Annotated in this window: 13 protein-coding genes and 1 tRNA gene; 8 read left to right on the forward strand and 6 right to left on the reverse strand. The window is 61.0% G+C overall.

Annotated elements, in window-relative coordinates; all coding sequences use genetic code 11:
* Positions 1-29: 29 nt before the first annotated feature.
* On the forward strand, positions 30-1,655 hold the full coding sequence (locus BM399_RS02775; protein WP_092863912.1) for an outer membrane beta-barrel protein: 1,626 nt from the start codon (positions 30-32) through the stop codon (positions 1,653-1,655).
* A gap of 14 nt (positions 1,656-1,669) precedes the next feature.
* On the opposite strand, the gene BM399_RS02780 is transcribed toward BM399_RS02775, so the two are convergent.
* Positions 1,670-2,566: a UTP--glucose-1-phosphate uridylyltransferase gene (locus BM399_RS02780; protein WP_092866175.1), complete on the reverse strand. Its 897-nt coding sequence runs from the start codon at positions 2,564-2,566 to the stop codon at positions 1,670-1,672.
* A gap of 200 nt (positions 2,567-2,766) precedes the next feature.
* Between BM399_RS02780 and galE the strand changes: the two genes are divergently transcribed.
* The 4 genes from galE to BM399_RS02800 all read left to right on the forward strand — a co-directional run bounded on the left by galE (position 2,767) and on the right by BM399_RS02800 (position 7,155).
* On the forward strand, positions 2,767-3,768 hold the full coding sequence (galE, locus tag BM399_RS02785) for a UDP-glucose 4-epimerase GalE (protein ID WP_092863915.1): 1,002 nt from the start codon (positions 2,767-2,769) through the stop codon (positions 3,766-3,768).
* Between the two features lie 79 nt (positions 3,769-3,847).
* Positions 3,848-5,101, forward strand: coding sequence for a lytic murein transglycosylase (locus BM399_RS02790; RefSeq protein ID WP_092863918.1), 1,254 nt, complete (start codon positions 3,848-3,850; stop codon positions 5,099-5,101).
* Positions 5,102-5,212: 111 nt separating this feature from the next.
* On the forward strand, positions 5,213-6,547 hold the full coding sequence (locus BM399_RS02795) for an SGNH/GDSL hydrolase family protein (RefSeq protein ID WP_092863921.1): 1,335 nt from the start codon (positions 5,213-5,215) through the stop codon (positions 6,545-6,547).
* A gap of 77 nt (positions 6,548-6,624) precedes the next feature.
* A complete protein-coding gene (locus BM399_RS02800; protein ID WP_092863924.1) occupies positions 6,625-7,155 on the forward strand; it encodes a dihydrofolate reductase family protein in 531 nt (176 codons plus the stop codon).
* Between the two features lie 129 nt (positions 7,156-7,284).
* Here BM399_RS02800 and BM399_RS02805 read toward each other — a convergent pair whose 3' ends face one another.
* From BM399_RS02805 to BM399_RS02815, 3 genes are all read right to left on the reverse strand, one after another.
* Complete coding sequence (locus tag BM399_RS02805) at positions 7,285-8,724, reverse strand: glutamate synthase subunit beta (RefSeq protein ID WP_092863927.1); 1,440 nt, start codon at positions 8,722-8,724, stop codon at positions 7,285-7,287.
* A 42-nt stretch (positions 8,725-8,766) separates the two neighbouring features.
* Complete coding sequence (gene gltB, locus BM399_RS02810) at positions 8,767-13,497, reverse strand: glutamate synthase large subunit (protein ID WP_092863930.1); 4,731 nt, start codon at positions 13,495-13,497, stop codon at positions 8,767-8,769.
* A gap of 555 nt (positions 13,498-14,052) precedes the next feature.
* Positions 14,053-14,508, reverse strand: a complete 456-nt coding sequence (locus tag BM399_RS02815; RefSeq protein WP_092863933.1) for an Hsp20 family protein — start codon at positions 14,506-14,508, stop codon at positions 14,053-14,055.
* Between the two features lie 223 nt (positions 14,509-14,731).
* Here BM399_RS02815 and BM399_RS02820 point away from each other — a divergent pair, with 223 nt between their 5' ends.
* Entirely contained in the window at positions 14,732-15,700 is a 969-nt protein-coding gene (locus BM399_RS02820) for an alpha/beta fold hydrolase (protein WP_092863936.1), read from the forward strand.
* Here the strand turns inward: BM399_RS02820 and hisN are convergent.
* Together hisN and BM399_RS02830 are read right to left on the reverse strand one after the other, a co-directional pair.
* The gene (gene hisN / locus BM399_RS02825; protein WP_244531037.1) at positions 15,697-16,530 is read right to left on the reverse strand and encodes a histidinol-phosphatase; all 834 of its coding nucleotides are present in this window, start codon (positions 16,528-16,530) and stop codon (positions 15,697-15,699) included. The two genes, BM399_RS02820 and hisN, sit on opposite strands and share 4 nt — an antisense overlap.
* A gap of 531 nt (positions 16,531-17,061) precedes the next feature.
* Positions 17,062-17,961 carry an N-formylglutamate amidohydrolase gene (locus tag BM399_RS02830; RefSeq protein ID WP_092863939.1) on the reverse strand — a complete coding sequence of 300 codons (900 nt, stop codon included), beginning with the start codon at positions 17,959-17,961 and terminating at the stop codon, positions 17,062-17,064.
* Positions 17,962-18,245: 284 nt separating this feature from the next.
* Between BM399_RS02830 and cpdR the strand changes: the two genes are divergently transcribed.
* Complete coding sequence (gene cpdR, locus BM399_RS02835) at positions 18,246-18,632, forward strand: cell cycle two-component system response regulator CpdR (RefSeq protein WP_045837081.1); 387 nt, start codon at positions 18,246-18,248, stop codon at positions 18,630-18,632.
* Positions 18,633-18,719: 87 nt separating this feature from the next.
* Positions 18,720-18,794, forward strand: a tRNA-Val gene (locus tag BM399_RS02840).
* The last annotated feature ends 147 nt before the right edge of the window (positions 18,795-18,941 follow it).

Consider the following 18,941-nt stretch of genomic DNA (forward strand, 5'->3'; position numbering starts at 1 on the left):
GAGTGGAAGTCGCGCATGGGGACGCTGAAATGGTCGACCGGCTTATCGCCTGGTTGATAAGTGGAATTGTGGCTGTAACGCTTTCGGGCGTGCTGGTTCCGTCTGTCCGCGCTCAGGTACCTAATGCCGCACAAGGCGGCGAGACGACGATCAGCGAAAGTTATGCGTCCGGGCCAACGCGGCCGGTCTCGCTCCAATCCGACTCCCAAGACGATGACGATGCCGATGCCGCGGCGTCCGGCGACGATCCAAATTCCAAGACGACCGAACAAGACCTTCTCGAACCTAACCTGCCGGCTGATGGCGATGCGGGTCTTGCGGCCGATACGTCCGGTGCCGTCGATGGGGGCGTCGACACGGCGGAGCCGTTTGAGGAGACGGATCCGGCGGCCCGCGAGGCGCGAGACGGCGGCGACATAACGCTCGTCGAAAATCCGCCTGCCGGTTACGACCCGTTGCTCTTCCAGATCGAAGATCTCAATCCATACGTCGATAACCGAACGCCGAGGCGCCTCTTCCGTCAGGAGCCTTATGACCCGGTCGGCATCAAGGTCGGCAGTTTCGTGCTCTTTCCCGAGGTGGAGTTCGGCGCGTCCTATTACTCCAATGTCTTTCATGCGCCGGGCTCGCCGTCCGACTGGGCGATGGATGTGAAGCCAGGCGCGAGGCTCGTTTCGAACTGGGGAACGCATGCACTCGAGTTCAGAGCCGTCGGCGTGTTGAGCTTCTACAACGACTTTCCGACCGAAGACGATCGCGACTATACGCTCGAGGCGCGCGGACGCCTCGACATAACGAAACGCGCGAATATTCAGGCGCTCATTTCCCGGCAGCAATATCTCGAGAGCCGCTCGGCGCTCGATTCGAGTTCGGTCGGTACGCGATCGGTCATCGATACGGATCGTGCGGAGCTCGCCTACAATCAGCGCTTCAATCGCCTGTCGTATCAGCTGCGCGGCAGTGTGCAGGACTATACCTACGGCAGCGTCGAGGATGCCGGTGTGGTGACGTCCAACAGTGATCGCGATTACACGATCTACGAAGAGACGTTCCGGACGTCGTGGGAGTTCAAGCCGTCGTTCTCACCCTACTTCGAGTTCGCCTATAACCATCGCGACTATGGCGAAGCGGCGCAGAGCGATTTGATCAACCGTACTTCGAACGGCCAGCGCTACCGGTTTGGCGTGTCCTTTGGAAATACGGGCGAAATTCTTCGCGGCGACATCAGCCTCGGCTACGGCATTCAGACGCCCGAAGATTCACGCCTGCACGCGGTCGACGGCTTGACGTTCGATGCCAATGCGACGTGGCGGGCGACGGCGCTGACGTCGGTTCTGCTCAACGCCAGCACGGACGTTTCCGAGACGACAACCGCCAACGTCGGCGGCGCGTTCTATCGCACGGTCGGCGTCGAGATTCGTCACGAGTTCAAGAGCTATCTCGTCGCTTCGGCCGGGTTGATCTATTCCAACCAGAACTCGCAAGATGGGGTCATCAACGATACCGAATGGCGACAAACGGCGGGCATCGAATATTATGCCAACCGCAACACCGTGCTGTTCGGAAAGTACGCGCACGTCGATTTCAACGGCGTCGGCGCGCCGAACGACTACGTCGGAGACGAAGTCCACTTCGGCGTCCGGTTGCGCCAATAGGGCTGCGCTGCGCCTTATTTATTGGTCCCGAGCAGCCGGTTCAAATCACGCCGGAAGTCGTCGGCAAGATCCGGACGCTCGAGGGCCAGCGCGACGTTGGCTGTGAGAAAACCAAGCTTCGATCCGCAGTCATAAATCTCGCCGTCGAAGCGGACGGCATGGAATGGCTGGTTGGCGCCGTGCATCAGGCTGATCATCGAGTCAGTGAGCTGGATTTCGCCGCCGGCGCCCCGTTCCTGCTTCTCGAGAAGGCCAAAGATTTCAGGCTGCAGGACGTAGCGGCCGGTGATGTGCAGGTTCGACGGCGCGGTGCCTTGCTTCGGTTTCTCGACCATTCCGGTGATCGGGGAGACCTTCGCCTTTGCATCGGTCACGCCGACGATGCCGTATTGATGCGTCTGATCATCGGGCACGGGGGCGACGGCGATGAGGTTGCCGCCTGTCTTGGCGTACGCTTCGATCATATCGGCGAGGCATGACGAGCGGCCATGATGGAGCATGTCCGGCAGCAGCAATGCGAACGGCTCGTCGCCGACGAGTTCCCGCGCGCACCATACGGCGTGGCCGAGGCCGAGTGGCGACTGCTGGCGGGTAAAGCTCGTTTGGCCAGCCTGTGGAAGGTCGCGGGCAAGGGCCTCGATCTCTTTGGTCTTGCCGCGGGAGGCAAGCGTCGATTCCAGTTCGAACTGCTTGTCGAAGTGGTCTTCGATGACGCCCTTGTTCCGTCCAGTGACGAAAATGAAATGCTCGATGCCGGCGGCGCGCGCCTCGTCGACGACATGCTGCAAGACGGGCCGGTCGACCACGGTCAGCATTTCTTTCGGCACTGCCTTCGTCGCGGGAAGAAATCGGGTTCCGAGACCGGCGACCGGGAAGACGGCTTTACGGATAGGTCTTTTCACAACGCTCATCATATGCTCCGAGGACAGCAGAAGCGGTCTAAGCCCATTTGGTAACGAATTATGTCTAATCCCCGAATTTGAGAAGTTTCTCGCGGGGAACGCGGGAGGGTCGTTTGCGCCGGGTCGCCGTCTCCTTTAGGTCTGAACGGCCTTTTTGACGGAAAATCGGCCGCGAGTGTGGGTATCTAACTCGGGAGTCCAATGCAACCATGAGCGTTCTCGTCACGGGCGGTGCCGGCTACATCGGCAGCCACATGGTGCTGGAGTTGGTGGATCGGGGCGAGGACGTCGTCGTCATCGATAATCTGTCTACGGGATTTCGGTGGGCAGTCGATCGCCGGGCGACGCTGGTGGTGGGGGACATTGCCGATAACGCTCTCGTCGAGGAAACGATCCGTGCCCATGGCGTGAATGCGATCATTCACTTCGCCGGGTCGATCGTGGTGCCGGATTCCGTCGCCGACCCGCTCGGCTATTATTTGAACAATACGGTCAAATCACGAGGACTGATCGCGGCTGCGGTCCAGACCGGCGTCAGGAATTTCATCTTTTCCTCGACCGCTGCCGTCTACGGCAACCCCGAGGACAATCCGGTTTCGGAAAGCGCTCCTCCGGCACCGATGTCGCCCTACGGTTCCTCGAAGCTGATGACCGAGATCATGCTGTCGGACGCCTCGCGCGCGCATGACTTCCGTTTTGTCGCACTTCGTTACTTCAATGTGGCGGGCGCCGATCCCGAAGGCCGATCCGGCCAGTCGACGCCGCGCGCGACGCATCTGATCAAGGTGGCGTGCGAAACGGCTCTCGGCAAACGGCCGCAGATGGAGGTCTTCGGGACCGATTACCCGACCCCCGACGGCACCTGCGTGCGCGACTACATCCACGTCAGCGACCTCGCCAACGCCCACTCGGTCGCTCTCGACCATCTGCGCCGGGGGGGTGTTTCGGACATCTTCAACTGCGGCTATTCGAAGGGGTATTCGGTCATCGAGGTCATCGCCGCGGTGAAACAGGTCTCCGGCGTCGATTTCAGGGTTCTGCTGTCGCCGCGGCGGCCGGGCGACCCGGCGGCCATCGTCGCCGCCACTGCCAAAATCCGCGAGAAGCTCGGCTGGCAGCCTCAGCATGACAATTTGGAACAGATCGTCGCGCAGGCGCTTAACTGGGAGCGGCGTGTCGACGCCTTAAAGGCTGAGGCTCACGAGGGGTGAGCCCCAAAAATGCCCTGAAAATCGGTCACGCGCTGTCATCCGCACTGCGGTCCGCTTTGCTAAGGAAGGCAGCGATTCAATGCTGTTAAGACGACGCTATTTCGAGATCTTGTCAGCCGCCTTCTTGGCGGTTGCGATGAACTTTGCGGCGCCTGCTGTTCACGCGAAACCGGCGGACGAGTTCCGGGCCTTCATCGAGACCTTGTGGCCAGATGCGAAGAGCGCCGGCGTCAGCCGCCAGACGTTCGACGCCGCCTTTGCCGGTGTCGAACCCGATCTAACGATTCCCGATCTCGATATTCCCGGACGGCCCAAAGTCGACAACAGCGGTCAGGCGGAATTCACGAAGACGGCGGCCGATTACCTGTCGAAAGCCTATCTCGAAAAGCTTGCCGTTCAGGGCCGCAAATTTCTAGACGAGCACAAGGCCGACCTCGAGCGCATAGAGAAGATGACGGGCGTCGACCGCTATACGCTGGTCGCCATCTGGGGCCGCGAAACGGCTTACGGCTCATATCATCCGCCGAACGATGCGATCCGCATGCTTGCGACGCTCGCTTACACCGGAAAGCGCAAGGACAAGTTTCGGGAGGAGCTGATCGCGGCGCTCGTGATGCTGCAACAGGGCGTGCCGCGCTCGGATATGAAATCTTCCTGGGCCGGGGCGCTCGGTCTCACGCAGGCCATGCCGACCGAATATCTCAAATACGCTATCGACGGCGATGGCGACGGTAAGGTCGACATCTGGCGGTCCGTCGCGGATGCGCTCGCGTTCACCGCGCGTCAGCTTGAGGGCAAGGGCTGGGTTCGTGGCGCGCGCTGGGGCTATGAAGTCATCGCGCCGCCGAAAGCCGATTGTTCGCTCGAGGGACCGCCCGATGCCCGCCCGATCGGCGATTGGGTGGCGATGGGCTTCCGGAAGGCGAAAGGCGCGCCGTTCAGCAAGGCCCAACTTGCGGACGATGCCTATCTCATGATGCCGGCCGGAGCCTATGGCCCGGCGTTTTTGGCGGCCCAGAACTTTCGCGTCATCCGGCTCTACAACACGTCCGATCTTTACGCGCTGTTCGTCGGAAACCTCGGCGACCGCATACGGGGCGAGGGGGATTTCGTGGCGCCTTGGCAGTCGTTCGCGCAGCCGAAGACGCAGACGGTTCATAACCTGCAGGCCAAGCTCAAAGTGCTGGGCTATCCGATGGACAAGACCGACGGAAAAATCGGCTCCAACACGCGTAAGCAGATCGGTCTCTACCAGAAGGCCAATGGGCTGAAAATCGATTGCTGGCCGTCCGACGGGGTGTTGGCGCACGCGAATTCGCAGGCGACGCGCTAGGACGTTTGGGTTGCCGGTTGCGGCGGTTGGAGACCCGGCTCAGGCGCTGTATGGTGGAGTTCGGAATCAAGCCCTCGGCAGTCTTGCGGGTTGCAAAAGGCACACGACCGGATGAGCGCCTTCTCCAAGTATATGACCCCCATGCTCGCCGCGTTTCTCGTGGCGCTCGCGGTCGTGCTTGGCTCACCCGCGCGCGCTGGAGACGAGGATCAGGGCGGGACGTTCCTCACGTCATTCCCGGATAACGACGTCTATCAGGTGAGCGTCTATGGCGACGGGTTTGCGGAAGGTCTGCTCGCCGGCCTCATCGCCGCTTTCGGTCCGGACATCCGGCTGAACATCCAGCGTCAGGTGACGCCATTTTCGGGCATCGGCCTTGGGGACTTCGACGCGAAAGTCGCGACCCTCGAAAAGGCGATCGCCGCGCAACCGCTCAACATCGCCATCGTCATGGTCGGCGAAGACGACCGCATGTCATTCCGTGGCCCCGACGGCAAACGATTGCCGGTAGGAGGCGATGCCTGGCTCGCCGAATATACGCGGCGCGTCGATCGGCTCATGCGGGCCTTCAAAAGCAAGAATGCAGGCGTTTACTGGGTCGGCTTACCGAATTTGGCGCGTTCGGATGCGAACGAACTCGCGCAGAAGATGAATGATGTCATCCGCGAGCGTGCGTATCTCAACGGCTATAAATACATCGACGCCTATCAGGGCTTCACAGACGAGAACGGTGCTTACTCGTCCTATGGCCCGGATCTCGAAGGTGCGATCCGGCTGCTGCGTCTCCGCGACGGCGTCAACTTCACGGATGCCGGCAATCGCAAGCTTGCGCATTTCGTCGAGAAGGAATTGCGGCCCGATCTTATTCAGGCGAAGGCCAATCGCAACATCCCGTTGCTCGGCGCCGAAGCAGAGCAGGCGAAGATCAATCCGGACAATGCCGTGAAGACGCCCGCGCCGTCGTCGCCCGTGGCGCAAAAACCGGAGGCCGCTTCGCATGCGCCGGTCGTGCGTGGGGCTTCGCTCGATGGATCGCTGCCGTCGGCAGCAGGCGACGGTACCGGCGATCAGAAAGCGGACAACGGCCGGATCACGCTCAAGATGATCGGCAACAACGGCCGCGAGGAATCTCAGACGGTCGAAATCGTCAGGCCCGCTATCCCGGCGTCGGTCGTCACGCTGATGGCGCGGCGCGAAGGATCGGGTCAGAGGGGTGATCTTCTCGTCGATCAGATCGCGGGCGGGTTGACGTTGATGAGTTCGATCTCGCCTGCGGGCAACAAGGATCGCGGACGTCTGTCGCCAACGCAGGCGCCGTATTTCCGGCTGCTGGTGAAGGGCGAGCGGCTGCAACCGAAAGCCGGTCGCGCGGACGATGTGACGTGGCCGCCAAAGCCCGACACGACCAGCCAGTCGAAGCCTGCAGAAGTTCCGGGACGGGGTTGAGGGTGGCAACGCATTCCCCGGCCGTCTCCAACATGATTTTGCGATAGCGCTGTGCGTTGGGGTGGAGGATTTGCAGCATGGCGAAGCTCGTCTTTGGAATGAACCAGTCCTTGGACGGCTACGTCGATCACATGGCGTATGCGCCAAGCCCAACGCTTTTCCATCATTACATCGAGCAGGCGCGCGACCAGGTAGGTAGCGTTTACGGTCGCCGCTTGTACGAACTCATGTGTTATTGGGACGAGGATCATCCCGAGTGGGATGCGGCTCGGCGCGACTTCGCGGCTGCGTGGCGGCGCCAACAGAAGTGGGTCGTGTCGCGCTCTTTGAAGTCAGTCGGTCCGAACGCCACACTTGTCGACAACGACATCGAGGCGGCGATACGCGCGCTCAAGGCTCAGCTCGTTGGGGAGATTCAAGTTGGCGGACCAGACTTGGCACGAAGCCTGACTGACCTTGGTCTTATTGATGAGTATCGCCTGTACCTCCACCCCGTCGTGCTCGGTCGCGGCAAGCCATTCTTCGCCGGCCCCCGGCCCCCGCTCCGCCTTGTGGCCAGCGATCGAATTGGCGAGGACGTGATCAGATTGACGTACGTTCCCGCCTGAACGAGCGGCGGACTGCGCCGATGCGTCATCCGCTTCGCGAGAATGCACCGGCTGGGGCCGGCACGGATTGCCGGCGCATGCCTTATCGGTCTCGGCGTAATTGCGCCGCCTCTCGCGTAACGCCGGCGTTTAGCGCGGCAGAACGGTCGAGCCCATCAGGAACTTGTCGATGGTATGGGCCGCCTGACGGCCTTCGCGGATCGCCCACACGACGAGCGACTGACCGCGCCGGATATCGCCGGCGCAGAAGAGCTTCGGCGAGGTCGCGAGTTTGTAATCCTTGTCCGTCGCGTCCAGTCCCTTGAAGCGCCCGCGCGGCACGACGGGGAGTTGGAACTCCTTGACGATGTCGCTTTCGATTGGGCCCGAGAAGCCCATGGCGAAGAGAACGAGATCGGCGTCGAGTGCGCCTTCGGTGCCCTTTATCGGCTGCAGGTTGGCGTTCACTCGCGTGTAGTGGAGCTTCTTGACTTTGCCGCCTTCGCCCGAGAAGCCGGTGGTCGAAATCGAGTACTCGGTTTTCGCGCCTTCGGCCTGCGAGGAGGAAACGCGGAGCTTCAGCGGCCAATGCGGCCAGGAGAGCGCCTTGTTCTCTTTCTCAGGCGGCATCGGCATGATTTCGAGCTGCGTCACGCTCTTCGCGCCTTGGCGGAACGAGGTGCCGATGCAGTCGGAGCCGGTGTCGCCGCCACCGATGACGATGACGTGCTTGTCCTTTGCAGAGATCTCGTGAGTCTTGGGCTTCTGCGGCTCGCCGGCATTGCGCCGGTTCTGCTGAGGCAGGAAGTCCATTGCGTAGTGAAGGCCGTCGAGGTCGCGTCCCGGTGACTTGGCGAAGAAGTCAAACGGCTGCTCGGAGCCGATGGCGATCAACACCGCGTCGTGCTTCGATTCGAGATACTTTGCCGAGAGATCCTGGCCGACGTGAATTCCGCAATGGAACGTCACGCCTTCCGCTTCCATCTGCTTGACGCGGCGGGCGACGATCGCCTTTTCCATCTTGAAGTCGGGAATGCCGTAAACGAGCAGGCCGCCGGGGCGGGCGTTCTTCTCGTAGACGTGAACGTCGTGACCGGCGCGCGCGAGCTGCTGGGCTGCCGCGAGCCCTGCGGGGCCTGAGCCGATGATGGCGACTTTCTTGCCGGTTTTCTTTTCGGGCGGCAGCGGACGGATCCAGCCTTCTTCCCAGGCACGATCCGCGATCGAGTTCTCGATCGTTTTGATCGTCACCGGCTTGTCGTCGATATTCAGCGTGCAGGCCGCTTCGCACGGCGCCGGGCAGATACGGCCCGTCACCTCGGGGAAGTTGTTCGTCGAATGGAGGTTGTCGGCCGCGTCCTTCCAATCGCCGTGATAGACGAGGTCGTTCCAATCGGGGATCTGGTTGTTCACCGGACAGCCCGTGTGGCAATAGGGAATGCCGCAGTCCATGCAGCGCGAAGCCTGTTTCTTGACCTCAGGCTCGGTCAGCGGGACGACGAATTCCTTGTAGTGCTTCAAACGCTCATCGACCGGCTTGTACTTGCGGTCGGCGCGGTCGATTTCCAGAAAACCAGTCGGCTTGCCCATTTCTTCTTTCGTCTTTCTAATTCGCGATTGGCAGAGCGATAGCTATTGCTTGGTTGCGGCCTCAAGCTCAGCCTCGCGATTGGTTTCGCGGGCCTTCGCCAGCTCAGTCAGTGCGCGACGGTATTCGACCGGCATCACCTTCTTGAACTTCGGCAGGAAGGCCGGGAAATCCTTCAGGATTTCCTGGGCACGGCGCGAGTTGGTGTAATGGGCATGGCGCGCGATGAGCGTGTGCAGGCGTTCGACATCCTGCTCGCGCATATCGACCATGACGTTACGGACCGCGATCGCTACATCGCCGCCTTGCTGGGCAAGCTTCTGCAGCGAGCCGGAATCGGCCGTCAGCGCTTCGAGCTGCACCATCTCCTTGTTGAGGCGGCCTTCGAAGCTGCCTTTCTCGTCGAGCACGTAGGCGATGCCGCCTGACATGCCGGCTGCGAAGTTGCGCCCAGTCTCTCCGAGAACGACGACAACGCCGCCGGTCATATATTCGCAGCCGTGGTCGCCAGTGCCTTCGACGACAGCGTATGCGCCCGAGTTGCGGACGGCGAAGCGTTCGCCGGCGACACCACGGAAATAGCATTCGCCGGTGATGGCGCCGTAAAGCACGGTGTTGCCAACGATGATGCTGTCTTCCGGTACGATTCCGGATTTCGGATCCGGGCGGACGATCAGCTTGCCGCCCGACAATCCCTTGCCGACGTAGTCGTTGCCTTCGCCGACGAGGTCGAGCGTGACGCCATGCGCGACCCACGCGCCGAACGCCTGTCCGGCGGTGCCTTTGAAGGACAGCCAGATGGTGTCTTCCGGCAGACCGGCATGGCCGAAGCGCTTGGCGACTTCGCCCGAGAGCATGGCGCCCGTCGAACGGTTGACGTTCTTGATTTCGAGTTCGGCTTTCACCGGCCTCTTCAATTCAAGCGCCGGTTTCGCGATGTCGATGAGCTTGACGTCCAAAACCTTGTCGAGGCCGTGGTCCTGGCGTTCGCTGTTGAACACCGCGACGCCCTTCGGAGCATGGGGCTTGTGGAAGAGCTTCGTGAAGTCGAGCCCGCGCGCCTTCCAGTGCTCGATGGCACGATCCTTATCGAGCTGGTCGCTCTGTCCGATCATCTCGCTGAAGTTGCGGAAGCCGAGCTGCGCCATGATCTCGCGGACTTCTTCGGCGACGAAGAAGAAGAAGTTGATGACGTGCTCGGGCTTGCCGGAGAACTTCGCGCGCAAGACCGGGTCTTGCGTGGCGACGCCGACCGGGCAGGTGTTCAAGTGACACTTGCGCATCATGATGCAGCCGGCCGCGATCAGCGGTGCAGTTGCAAAGCCGAACTCGTCGGCACCGAGAAGGGCGCCGATCACGACGTCGCGGCCGGTTCTGATGCCGCCGTCGACCTGAACGGCGATACGTCCGCGCAGACGGTTGGCGACCAGGGTCTGATGCGTTTCCGCAAGGCCGATTTCCCACGGGGAGCCGGCGTGCTTGATCGACGTCAGCGGAGACGCGCCGGTGCCACCTTCGAAGCCGGAAATCGTCACATGATCGGCGCGCGCCTTGGCGACGCCTGCCGCGACGGTGCCGACGCCGACCTCGGACACGAGCTTCACCGAGACGTCAGCTGTCGGGTTGACGTTCTTCAGGTCGTAGATGAGCTGCGCGAGATCCTCGATCGAATAGATGTCGTGGTGCGGCGGCGGCGAGACGAGGGTCACGCCGGGCGTCGAGTGACGGACCTTCGCGATCGTCGCGTCGACCTTGTGCCCGGGCAGCTGGCCGCCTTCGCCGGGCTTGGCGCCCTGGGCCATCTTGATCTGCATCACGTCGGAATTGACGAGATATTCCGTCGTCACGCCGAAGCGGCCGGAAGCAACCTGCTTAATTGCAGAGCGCATCGAGTCGCCATTCGCCATCGGCTTGAAGCGATCGGATTCTTCGCCGCCTTCGCCTGTGTTCGAGCGGCCGCCGATGCGGTTCATAGCAATCGCGAGCGTGGTGTGAGCTTCGCGGCTGATCGAGCCATAGCTCATCGCGCCGGTCGCAAACCTCTTCACGATGTTGGCTGCCGGTTCCACCTGGTCGATGGGAATGGACTTGCGGCCCAAGGATTCCGCCGAGCGCAGGCGGAACATGCCGCGCAGCGTCATGAGCTGTTCCGACTGGTCGTTGATCGACTTCGAATATTCGCGGAACTTCGGCGGGACGCTACCGCTCATCGCTTCCTTGTTGTCGGTCGCGCGAACGGCATGCTGAAGATCAGCCACCGTTCCCGGCCGCCACATGTGGGCTTCGCCGCGGACGCGGTAAGCGTATTCGCCACCGACTTCCAGGGCGTTGGCGAGAACGGGTACGTCGCCGAATGCCATCTTGTGGCGCTCTACCGTTTCGCGGGCGATCTCGCGGAGGCCGACGCCTTCCACCTGGGTATGCGTGCCGGTGAAGTAGCGATCGACGAAGCTCGAACGCAGGCCGACGGCGTCGAAGATCTGAGCGCCGCAATAGGACTGATAGGTCGAGATGCCCATCTTCGCCATGACCTTCAGCATGGCTTTGCCGATGGCCTTGATGAAGCGCTTCTTGACCATCTCGGGGGTCGTTCCCTCGGGAAGATCAGGCAGCATGGTGTAGAGCGTCTCGAAGGCGAGATACGGATTGATCGCCTCGGCGCCGTAGCCTGCAAGCGTGCAGAACTGGTTGATCTCGTGGGCTTCGCCCGTCTCGACGACGAGGCCGACCGAGGTCCGCAAACCCTGCTTGATCAGGTGATGGTGCACGGCCGACGTTGCGAGCAACGAGGGCAGCGCCACGCGGTCCGGACCGGCGCGCCGATCGGACAAGATGATGATGTTGTATTCCTTGGCGCGAACGTACTCTTCCGCCTCGGCGCAGATGCCGTCGAGAGCGGGGCCCATGCCGCCTTCGCCCTTTTCTGCCGGGTAGGTGATGTCGATCGTGATCGAATCGAAATCGTTGTCCTTCACGGCGCCGATGCCACGAATACGCTCGAGGTCTTCGTTCGTCAGGATCGGCTGAGCGACTTCGAGGCGCTTCTGGTTTGAGGTGCCCTGAAGATCGAGGAGGTTCGGACGCGGACCGATGAACGAGACGAGGCTCATCACGAGCTCTTCGCGGATCGAGTCGATCGGCGGGTTCGTCACCTGCGCGAAGTTCTGCTTGAAGTAGGTGTGCAGCAGCTTCGACTTCGACGAGAGCGCCGAGATCGGGGTGTCGGTTCCCATCGAGCCGGTGGCTTCTTCGCCCTTCTCGGCCATCGGGGTCAGCAGGAACTTGATGCTTTCCTGCGTGTAGCCGAACGACTGCTGTAGATCGAGCAGCGCGACGTTCGACTTCGGCGCAATGATGCCTTTTGACGGGAGCGGCAGGTCAGAGACCTTGATCTGCGTGCGCTTCAGCCACGTTTCGTAAGGATGGCTTGCTGCGATCTCGGCCTTCAGCTCCTCGTCGGAGATGATGCAACCCTTCTCAAGGTCGATCAGCAGCATCTTGCCGGGCTGCAGTCGCCACTTCTTGACGATGTTTTCCTCGGCGACCGGGAGCACGCCCGACTCCGACGACATGATGACGGTGTCGTCTTTGGTGACGAGATAGCGTGCCGGGCGCAAACCGTTGCGATCGAGCGTCGCGCCGATCTGGCGGCCGTCGGTGAATGCCATCGCGGCGGGGCCGTCCCACGGCTCCATCAAGCAGGCATGATATTCGTAGAACGCGCGGCGCTTGGTATCCATCGTCGGATTGCCAGCCCAGGCTTCCGGGATGAGCATCATCGCGGCGTGTGAAAGGCTGTAGCCGCCCATGACGAGGAATTCGAGGGCGTTGTCGAAGCAAGCCGTGTCGGACTGGCCTTCATAGGAGATCGGCCAGAGCTTCGAAATGCGATCGCCGAAAAGCGGCGACGATACGGATGCCTGACGTGCGGCCATCCAGTTGACGTTGCCGCGCAGCGTGTTGATTTCGCCGTTATGGGCAACCATCCGGTAGGGATGGGCGAGCTTCCAAGACGGGAAGGTGTTGGTCGAGAAACGCTGGTGGACGAGGGCAAGCGCCGACACCAGGCGCGGATCCGAGAGATCCTTGTAATAGGCCTTCACCTGGAACGACAGGAACATGCCCTTGTAGACGACGGTGCGCGTCGACAGGGACACGGTGTAATGGCCGATGTCGCGACCCTTATAGGCGTCGTGAATGGCGTTCGAGACGACCTTGCGAACGATATAGAGGTGGCGTTCGAATTCTTCCTGATCGGTCATCGATGCGGGACGGCGGATGAATACCTGCCGCTGCACCGGTTCGACGTCGCGCACCATTACCGAAAGACAGTTGTTGTCGACGGGCACCGTGCGCCAGCCGATCAGCTCGAGACCTTCTTCCTTGAGGCAGCGCGACCAGACGCGCTCGCAGTGGGCGCGAAGCCGGTCATCGCGCGGCATGAAAATCTGTCCGACCGCATAGTGACCCGGCGCCGGGAGCTCAAAGCCGGCGGCCTTCGTCTCGGCGGCCAGGAAGTCGTGCGGAATTTGGATCAGAATGCCGGCGCCGTCGCCGGAGAGAGGATCGGCGCCTACAGCGCCGCGGTGCTCGAGGTTCTCGAGAATTTTGAGCGCGCCTTCGACGATGGCGTGCGACTTCAATCCCTTGAGGTTTGCAATGAAACCGACGCCGCATGCGTCGCGTTCAAGGGCCGGATCGAAAAGGCCTTCCGCTGCCGGCCGGGTGCCATCGCCGATCTCGTCATCCAGCGGATACTGGTAACCTTCGCTCATCTGATGCCTCGCATGGCCTGGGTGGCCCAAATTTCAGAACTTCGGTGTGGTAGGACGCCTATTGGAGGCGCGGCTCATTCAATGTTTGGTGCAGCGCTACGCCGCCGGAGGATAACCGCCGGTCACGCGTAGCGCGGGCGTTTTCGGTCACATCGGGCCAACGCGCTGCGGCGTACGGTATGAAGCCCGCGGCCGAATTCGCGGCTCTGCGAACCGCACATCCTGCTTTCAAACACCTAATGTTCTCCCACGCCACGTCATGCCGTAAAGCAATGCCTCGGCCGATCGTGTAACGTCTGCACCGCTCTTCGTGCTCGCCTGATCGGCGCACAAAGGACAGCATTATTGACCTATCTAACAAATTCTACAGATTTGGCACTGCGGCACAAGCGGTAAGAAGCACTGAGCGTCGCAATCGTTTTTGGCAAGGTTCGGGACCTCGCGCAGCAACAAAATTTCCCCCAGCCGCCGATCAATGCCAACGGCAGCCGCGTTGGTACGCAGCTGCCGCTCAAGACGTGGCATTAATTGGTGAGACTGGCCGTCCGCCGGGTCTCAGGCGGCGTTGGCCTCAAGCTGCTGGACGCCACCCGACGTGCCTATCGCGATGGTCCGGGGCTTCTTGCTCTCGGGGACGTTGCGAACCAGATCAACGTGGAGGAGGCCGTTCTCGAACTTGGCGCCGGTCACGTCGACGTGGTCGGCGAGCTGGAAGCGGCGCTCGAACGCTCGGGCTGCAATGCCGCGATGCAGATATGTTTTCTCGGCGGCGTCTGGAGCCTTCTCACCGGCAACCGATAGGGTCTGCTCCTTGACCTCGATCGTCAGCTCATTTTGCGCGAAGCCCGCGACCGCCAGAGTGATGCGGTACGCGTTCTCCCCGGTCCGTTCAATATTATATGGCGGGTACGTGGATTCGCTGTCGTAGCCGGCGGACTGATCCAATAGCTGGAAGAGCCGATCAAAGCCGATAGCGGAGCGATAAAAGGGAGCGAATTCTGCGTGTCTCATGACATATCCTCTTGAGAAGCGACATGTGAGCCAGCCTTCTGGACCGGCCCTTTTCTTTGTGCGGCCCCGCTTTGCGGCAACCACAGCAGAGAGGTAGGAAGCGGAAAAAGGGCTTCAAGAGGGTTTCGCGAGAGTTTCCGCCGATATCGTGTGCTACGGCGTTATTCGTAGGTACCGGAATCAACCTCGCCGGCCGACGGATGCAGTCCATTCAGAGAGGCAGATGAAACTCGTTTCACTCTCAATAAATCCCGTGCCGAGCGGCGCGCAGGTGACGGCCTTCGACGGCTACGACGGATTGAAACTCCGGTGTGCTCTCTGGGAAGCCACGCGGGGACCATCGCGGGGAACGGTCTGCATCGTGCAGGGCCGCGGCGAGTTCATCGAAAAGTATTTCGAGGTTATCGCGGACTTGCGCCGGCGCGGGTTTGCCGTCGCGACCTTCGATCTGCGCGGGCAGGGCGGGTCGGAGCGCATGCTCTCGAACAGGCGCAAGGGGCACGTCGTGGCCTTCACCGAATACGACCGCGATCTCGCAATCTTCATCGATGAGATCGTGAAGCCGGCGTTGCCGCAGCCATTGATCGGGCTTGGTCATTCGCTCGGCGGCAATATCCTGTTGCGCGGGGCGCAGGATGAAGCGAGCCCCTTCGCGCGGATGATCCTGCTATCGCCGATGATCGAGATCCATGAGCAGATGCTCGGCGCCAGCCGGCCGGTTGCGAAAGCCTATTCTTCGATCCTGTCGCTCTGCGGGTTTGCGACCACCTATGTTCGCGGCGGCGGGGATGAGCCGAACGACCTTGGGGAATTCGAAGGCAACAGGCTGACGGCCGACCGCGTGCGCTGGTCGCGCGTCAAATCGATCATCGAAGCTGCTCCTGATCTGGCGCTGGGCGCGCCGACGGTCGGCTGGCTCAGGGCTGCTCTTCGCAGCTGCGCGATGCTTTCGCGGCCGGACTATCCGAAATACGTCTCTGTGCCGATGATGGTGTTCGCGGCCGGTGCAGATCATGTCGTTTCATCGCAAGCGATCGAGGATTTCGCCGTGGATCTCAAATCCGGCGGGCACATCCTCATGCCGGGCTCGCGACATGAAATTTTGCAAGAGACCGACGCCATACGCCAGCGGTTCTGGGCGGCATTCGACGCTTACATGGGCATCGAAACGTCGTTGTCGGAACGGGTTTAGAGCTTATTGATCATCGCGAGGGCGTCTTCATGCAGGCGGGCGTCGCCCGTCGCAATGATGTTTCCGCCGCTCGCTGGGCTGCCGCCGGTCCACGTCGTGATGACGCCGCCAGCACGTTCGATGATCGGAATGAGCGCCGCGATATCGTAGGACTTCAGACCGGGCTCGATGATGATATCGATGAGGCCTGAGGCGAGCAGGCAGTAGGCGTAGCAATCGCCGCCGTAGCGCGTGAGCCGCGCCTTTTCCTTCAGCGTGGAAAGGGCCGACTGCTGTTCGGGCCCTTCGAACATTTCGGGATGCGTGGTCGTCAACACGGCGTCTTCGATGCGTGTGCACTCGCGCGTCTTGAGCCGCGCGGGCCGGCCGCCTCGGACGCTATGATAGGCTGCCTTATCGGTGGACCAGAAGCGTTCGCCGGTGAAGGGCTGATCCATGAGGCCGAAGACCGGCACGCCGTCCTTCAGAACGCCGATCAACGTGCCCCACAGCGGCGACCCGATGATGAACGATCGCGTGCCGTCGATCGGGTCGACGATCCATTGATAGGGGCTCGTTCCGGATTTCGTTCCGAACTCTTCGCCGACGATGCCGTGATCAGGGAATCTTGTTGCCAGCGCTTCAGATATGGCTTTTTCCGCGCCGCGGTCGGCCTTGGTTACCGGGTCAAAGGCGCCGCCTATGGCTTTGTTTTCCACAGGCATTGTCTTGCGAAAATGCTTGAGGATAACTGGGCCTGAAATATCGGCCAGCTCGTGGGCCACGCGGACAATGGCCTGAAGTTCCGCTGCGGGGGACGTTCCCGGCACGCGCTCATCCTGAGATTTCAAGTGTTTGCTAGATGCCCCAATTACTATCAGACGTTACTTCGAGATACTGCAATCTTGAGCTAGATACACATTAGTAACGTAAGTTGTTGCGGGCCTGATACACGCGCATCCCAATGTGCTAATATAATACTCGTAGAGATTGCGGCGAGGGTCGAAGCAGCCCATCGTTATGAGGTGATTGCGTTGACACGCTTCATCGCAATCGCTGCCCAATTTGGGCGTTTCCTCCCTAGACTTGGGCCGTTCGGCTTCGGACGGCCTTTCTTTATGGGAATGGCCCTTCGCGCGACAGTTGCAACTAGCACGCCCGAAAAAATGCGCTTTGCGGCGAGGTCCGCGTTTCAAGCTTGTCAGATCTGCGCAAATCGCAATTGCCGATAATGCGCTGCACCTTTAATTTTTGCAGTGCGATATGTGAGCTCGGCTCGCGCTTCGCAGCCCTCCTTGGGCGTTTCCTCCCTAGACTTGGGCCGTTCGTGAAAAATTCGGACGGCCCTTTTTCTTTATAAATTTGGTAAAGCGCGGCGCGCGTCACTCGGCTGCGGCGCGATAGTCGAGCAGTGTCGGCACCTCGCGAAACAGAGCCGTGACGATCTCTTTCAGCGCTTCTGCAAGACGCGCATAGCCAGCCGTTTCTTGGAACGTCAGTTCGTTGATGTAGAGGCCGCGGTTGATTTCAACCTGTATGGCATGCGTTCCGCGCGCCGGCCGGCCGTGATGTTCGGTTATGTAGCCGCCGGCGTACGGCCGATTCAGCTGCACCTTGAAGCCACGGCGCTGAAACTCGTCTCTAACCAGCAGCGTCAGCCGCGGATCGGCAGCGGCGCCGAACCTGTCGCCTATGACGATATCGGGCCGTTGCGCGCCTCCCGGGGCCATCGCCGTCGACGGCATGGAGTGGCAGTCGATGAGGACGGCGTAGCCGAAGGTCTCGCGGGTTGCCGCGACTAGCCTCGACAACTCGGCGTGGAAGGGAAAATAGAGCTGCTCGATTCGTGCGAGCACGCTATCGAGGCTCAAGCGGTCCGGATAAATTTCTTCGCCGTCGGCGACGATGCGCGCGACGGTGCCCAGTCCGCCAGCCACGCGAATCGATTGCGTGTTCGCGTGAGCCGGCAAAGGCTCGCCGACGAGTTCCGGGTCGAGCTCGTAGGGCTCGCGGTTCAGATCAAGATAGGCGCGCGGGAAGCGGGCGCTGATGATCGGCGCTCCCAAGCTCGCAACTGGCCGGAAAAGCCGGTCGACGAAGCAGTCTTCGGAACGGCGCAGCGTTTTCGGATCGAGGCGCGAGATCGCAAGGAACTCAGGAGGATAGAGCCTGCCGGAGTGAGGCGAAGAGAACACGAAGGGCGCCGATTGAACGCGTGGCGCCAGTACGTCGAATGACGGGAAAAATGCTCTCGGTACGTCGTGAGATCTATCGTCGGCCATAGTCAGTTGTGTCTCGTTCAGATCCCGGCCGCAATTCGGTGTTTCGTTGCGGAATACATTGCCAATGCAGCACGCGTAAGTCCATGGAAGACTTAAGCGCGCGTCGATTGCACATAACTTGCGGAGCGAAGTTTGCCGGCGTCATGCCCGAGTGATGCAGTACTGCCGCGCTGTGTTCGGCATTTCCACAGTTTCATGCTCCGTTTACCAAAGTCGGGCCAAGTTTGCATTAGATGAGATATCGGGTACTTCTCATCTGGGACCTTCCGCACATCAGAGTAGTCATGACAGCCAAGCCCTCCAGCCTGCCGATCCGCCGCATCCTGCTCGCCGAGGATGACGACTCCATGCGCGGTTTCCTCGTCAAGGCGCTCGAGAAAGCGAACTACGACGTCGTCGCCTTCGAGAACGGCGAGGACGCGTACGACCGCCTCAAGACCGAGCCCTTCACGCTTCTGCTCACCGACATCGTCATGCCCAAGATGGACGGCATCGAACTCGCCCGGCGCGCCAGCGAGATCGATCCCGACCTCAAGATCATGTTCATCACGGGTTTTGCGGCCGTCGTTCTCAACAGCGAAAACCAGCCGCCCAAGGACGCCCGCGTTCTCTCGAAGCCCTTCCATCTGAAGGATTTGGTGCGTGAGGTTGACCGTCTTCTGGCGGTCTGAGGCGCGCTTATTTTTACCTGCGGCCGATTTGCTGTATTCCAGGGCTTGACCGGGGTATCGCTAACACTCTAGAAGCTCGCTTCTTCCGGGCACTTAGCTCAGCGGTAGAGCACTACCTTGACATGGTAGGGGTCACAGGTTCGATCCCTGTAGTGCCCACCACGGAACTTCTTGAGAAAAACCGCATTTCTCACCCTCCTAGAAGATGGCCATAATCCCCAATTGGGGGTTAACGCTGTTTTTGTTTTGTTCTTTGCGTCTTCCCTCTCTGAATCGTGCATCCTTCGGTGGTTGACGTTGCAAGCGGCA

The sequence above is a fragment of the Hyphomicrobium facile genome (assembly GCF_900116175.1).
Taxonomy (GTDB): Bacteria; Pseudomonadota; Alphaproteobacteria; order Rhizobiales; family Hyphomicrobiaceae; genus Hyphomicrobium_B; species Hyphomicrobium_B facile.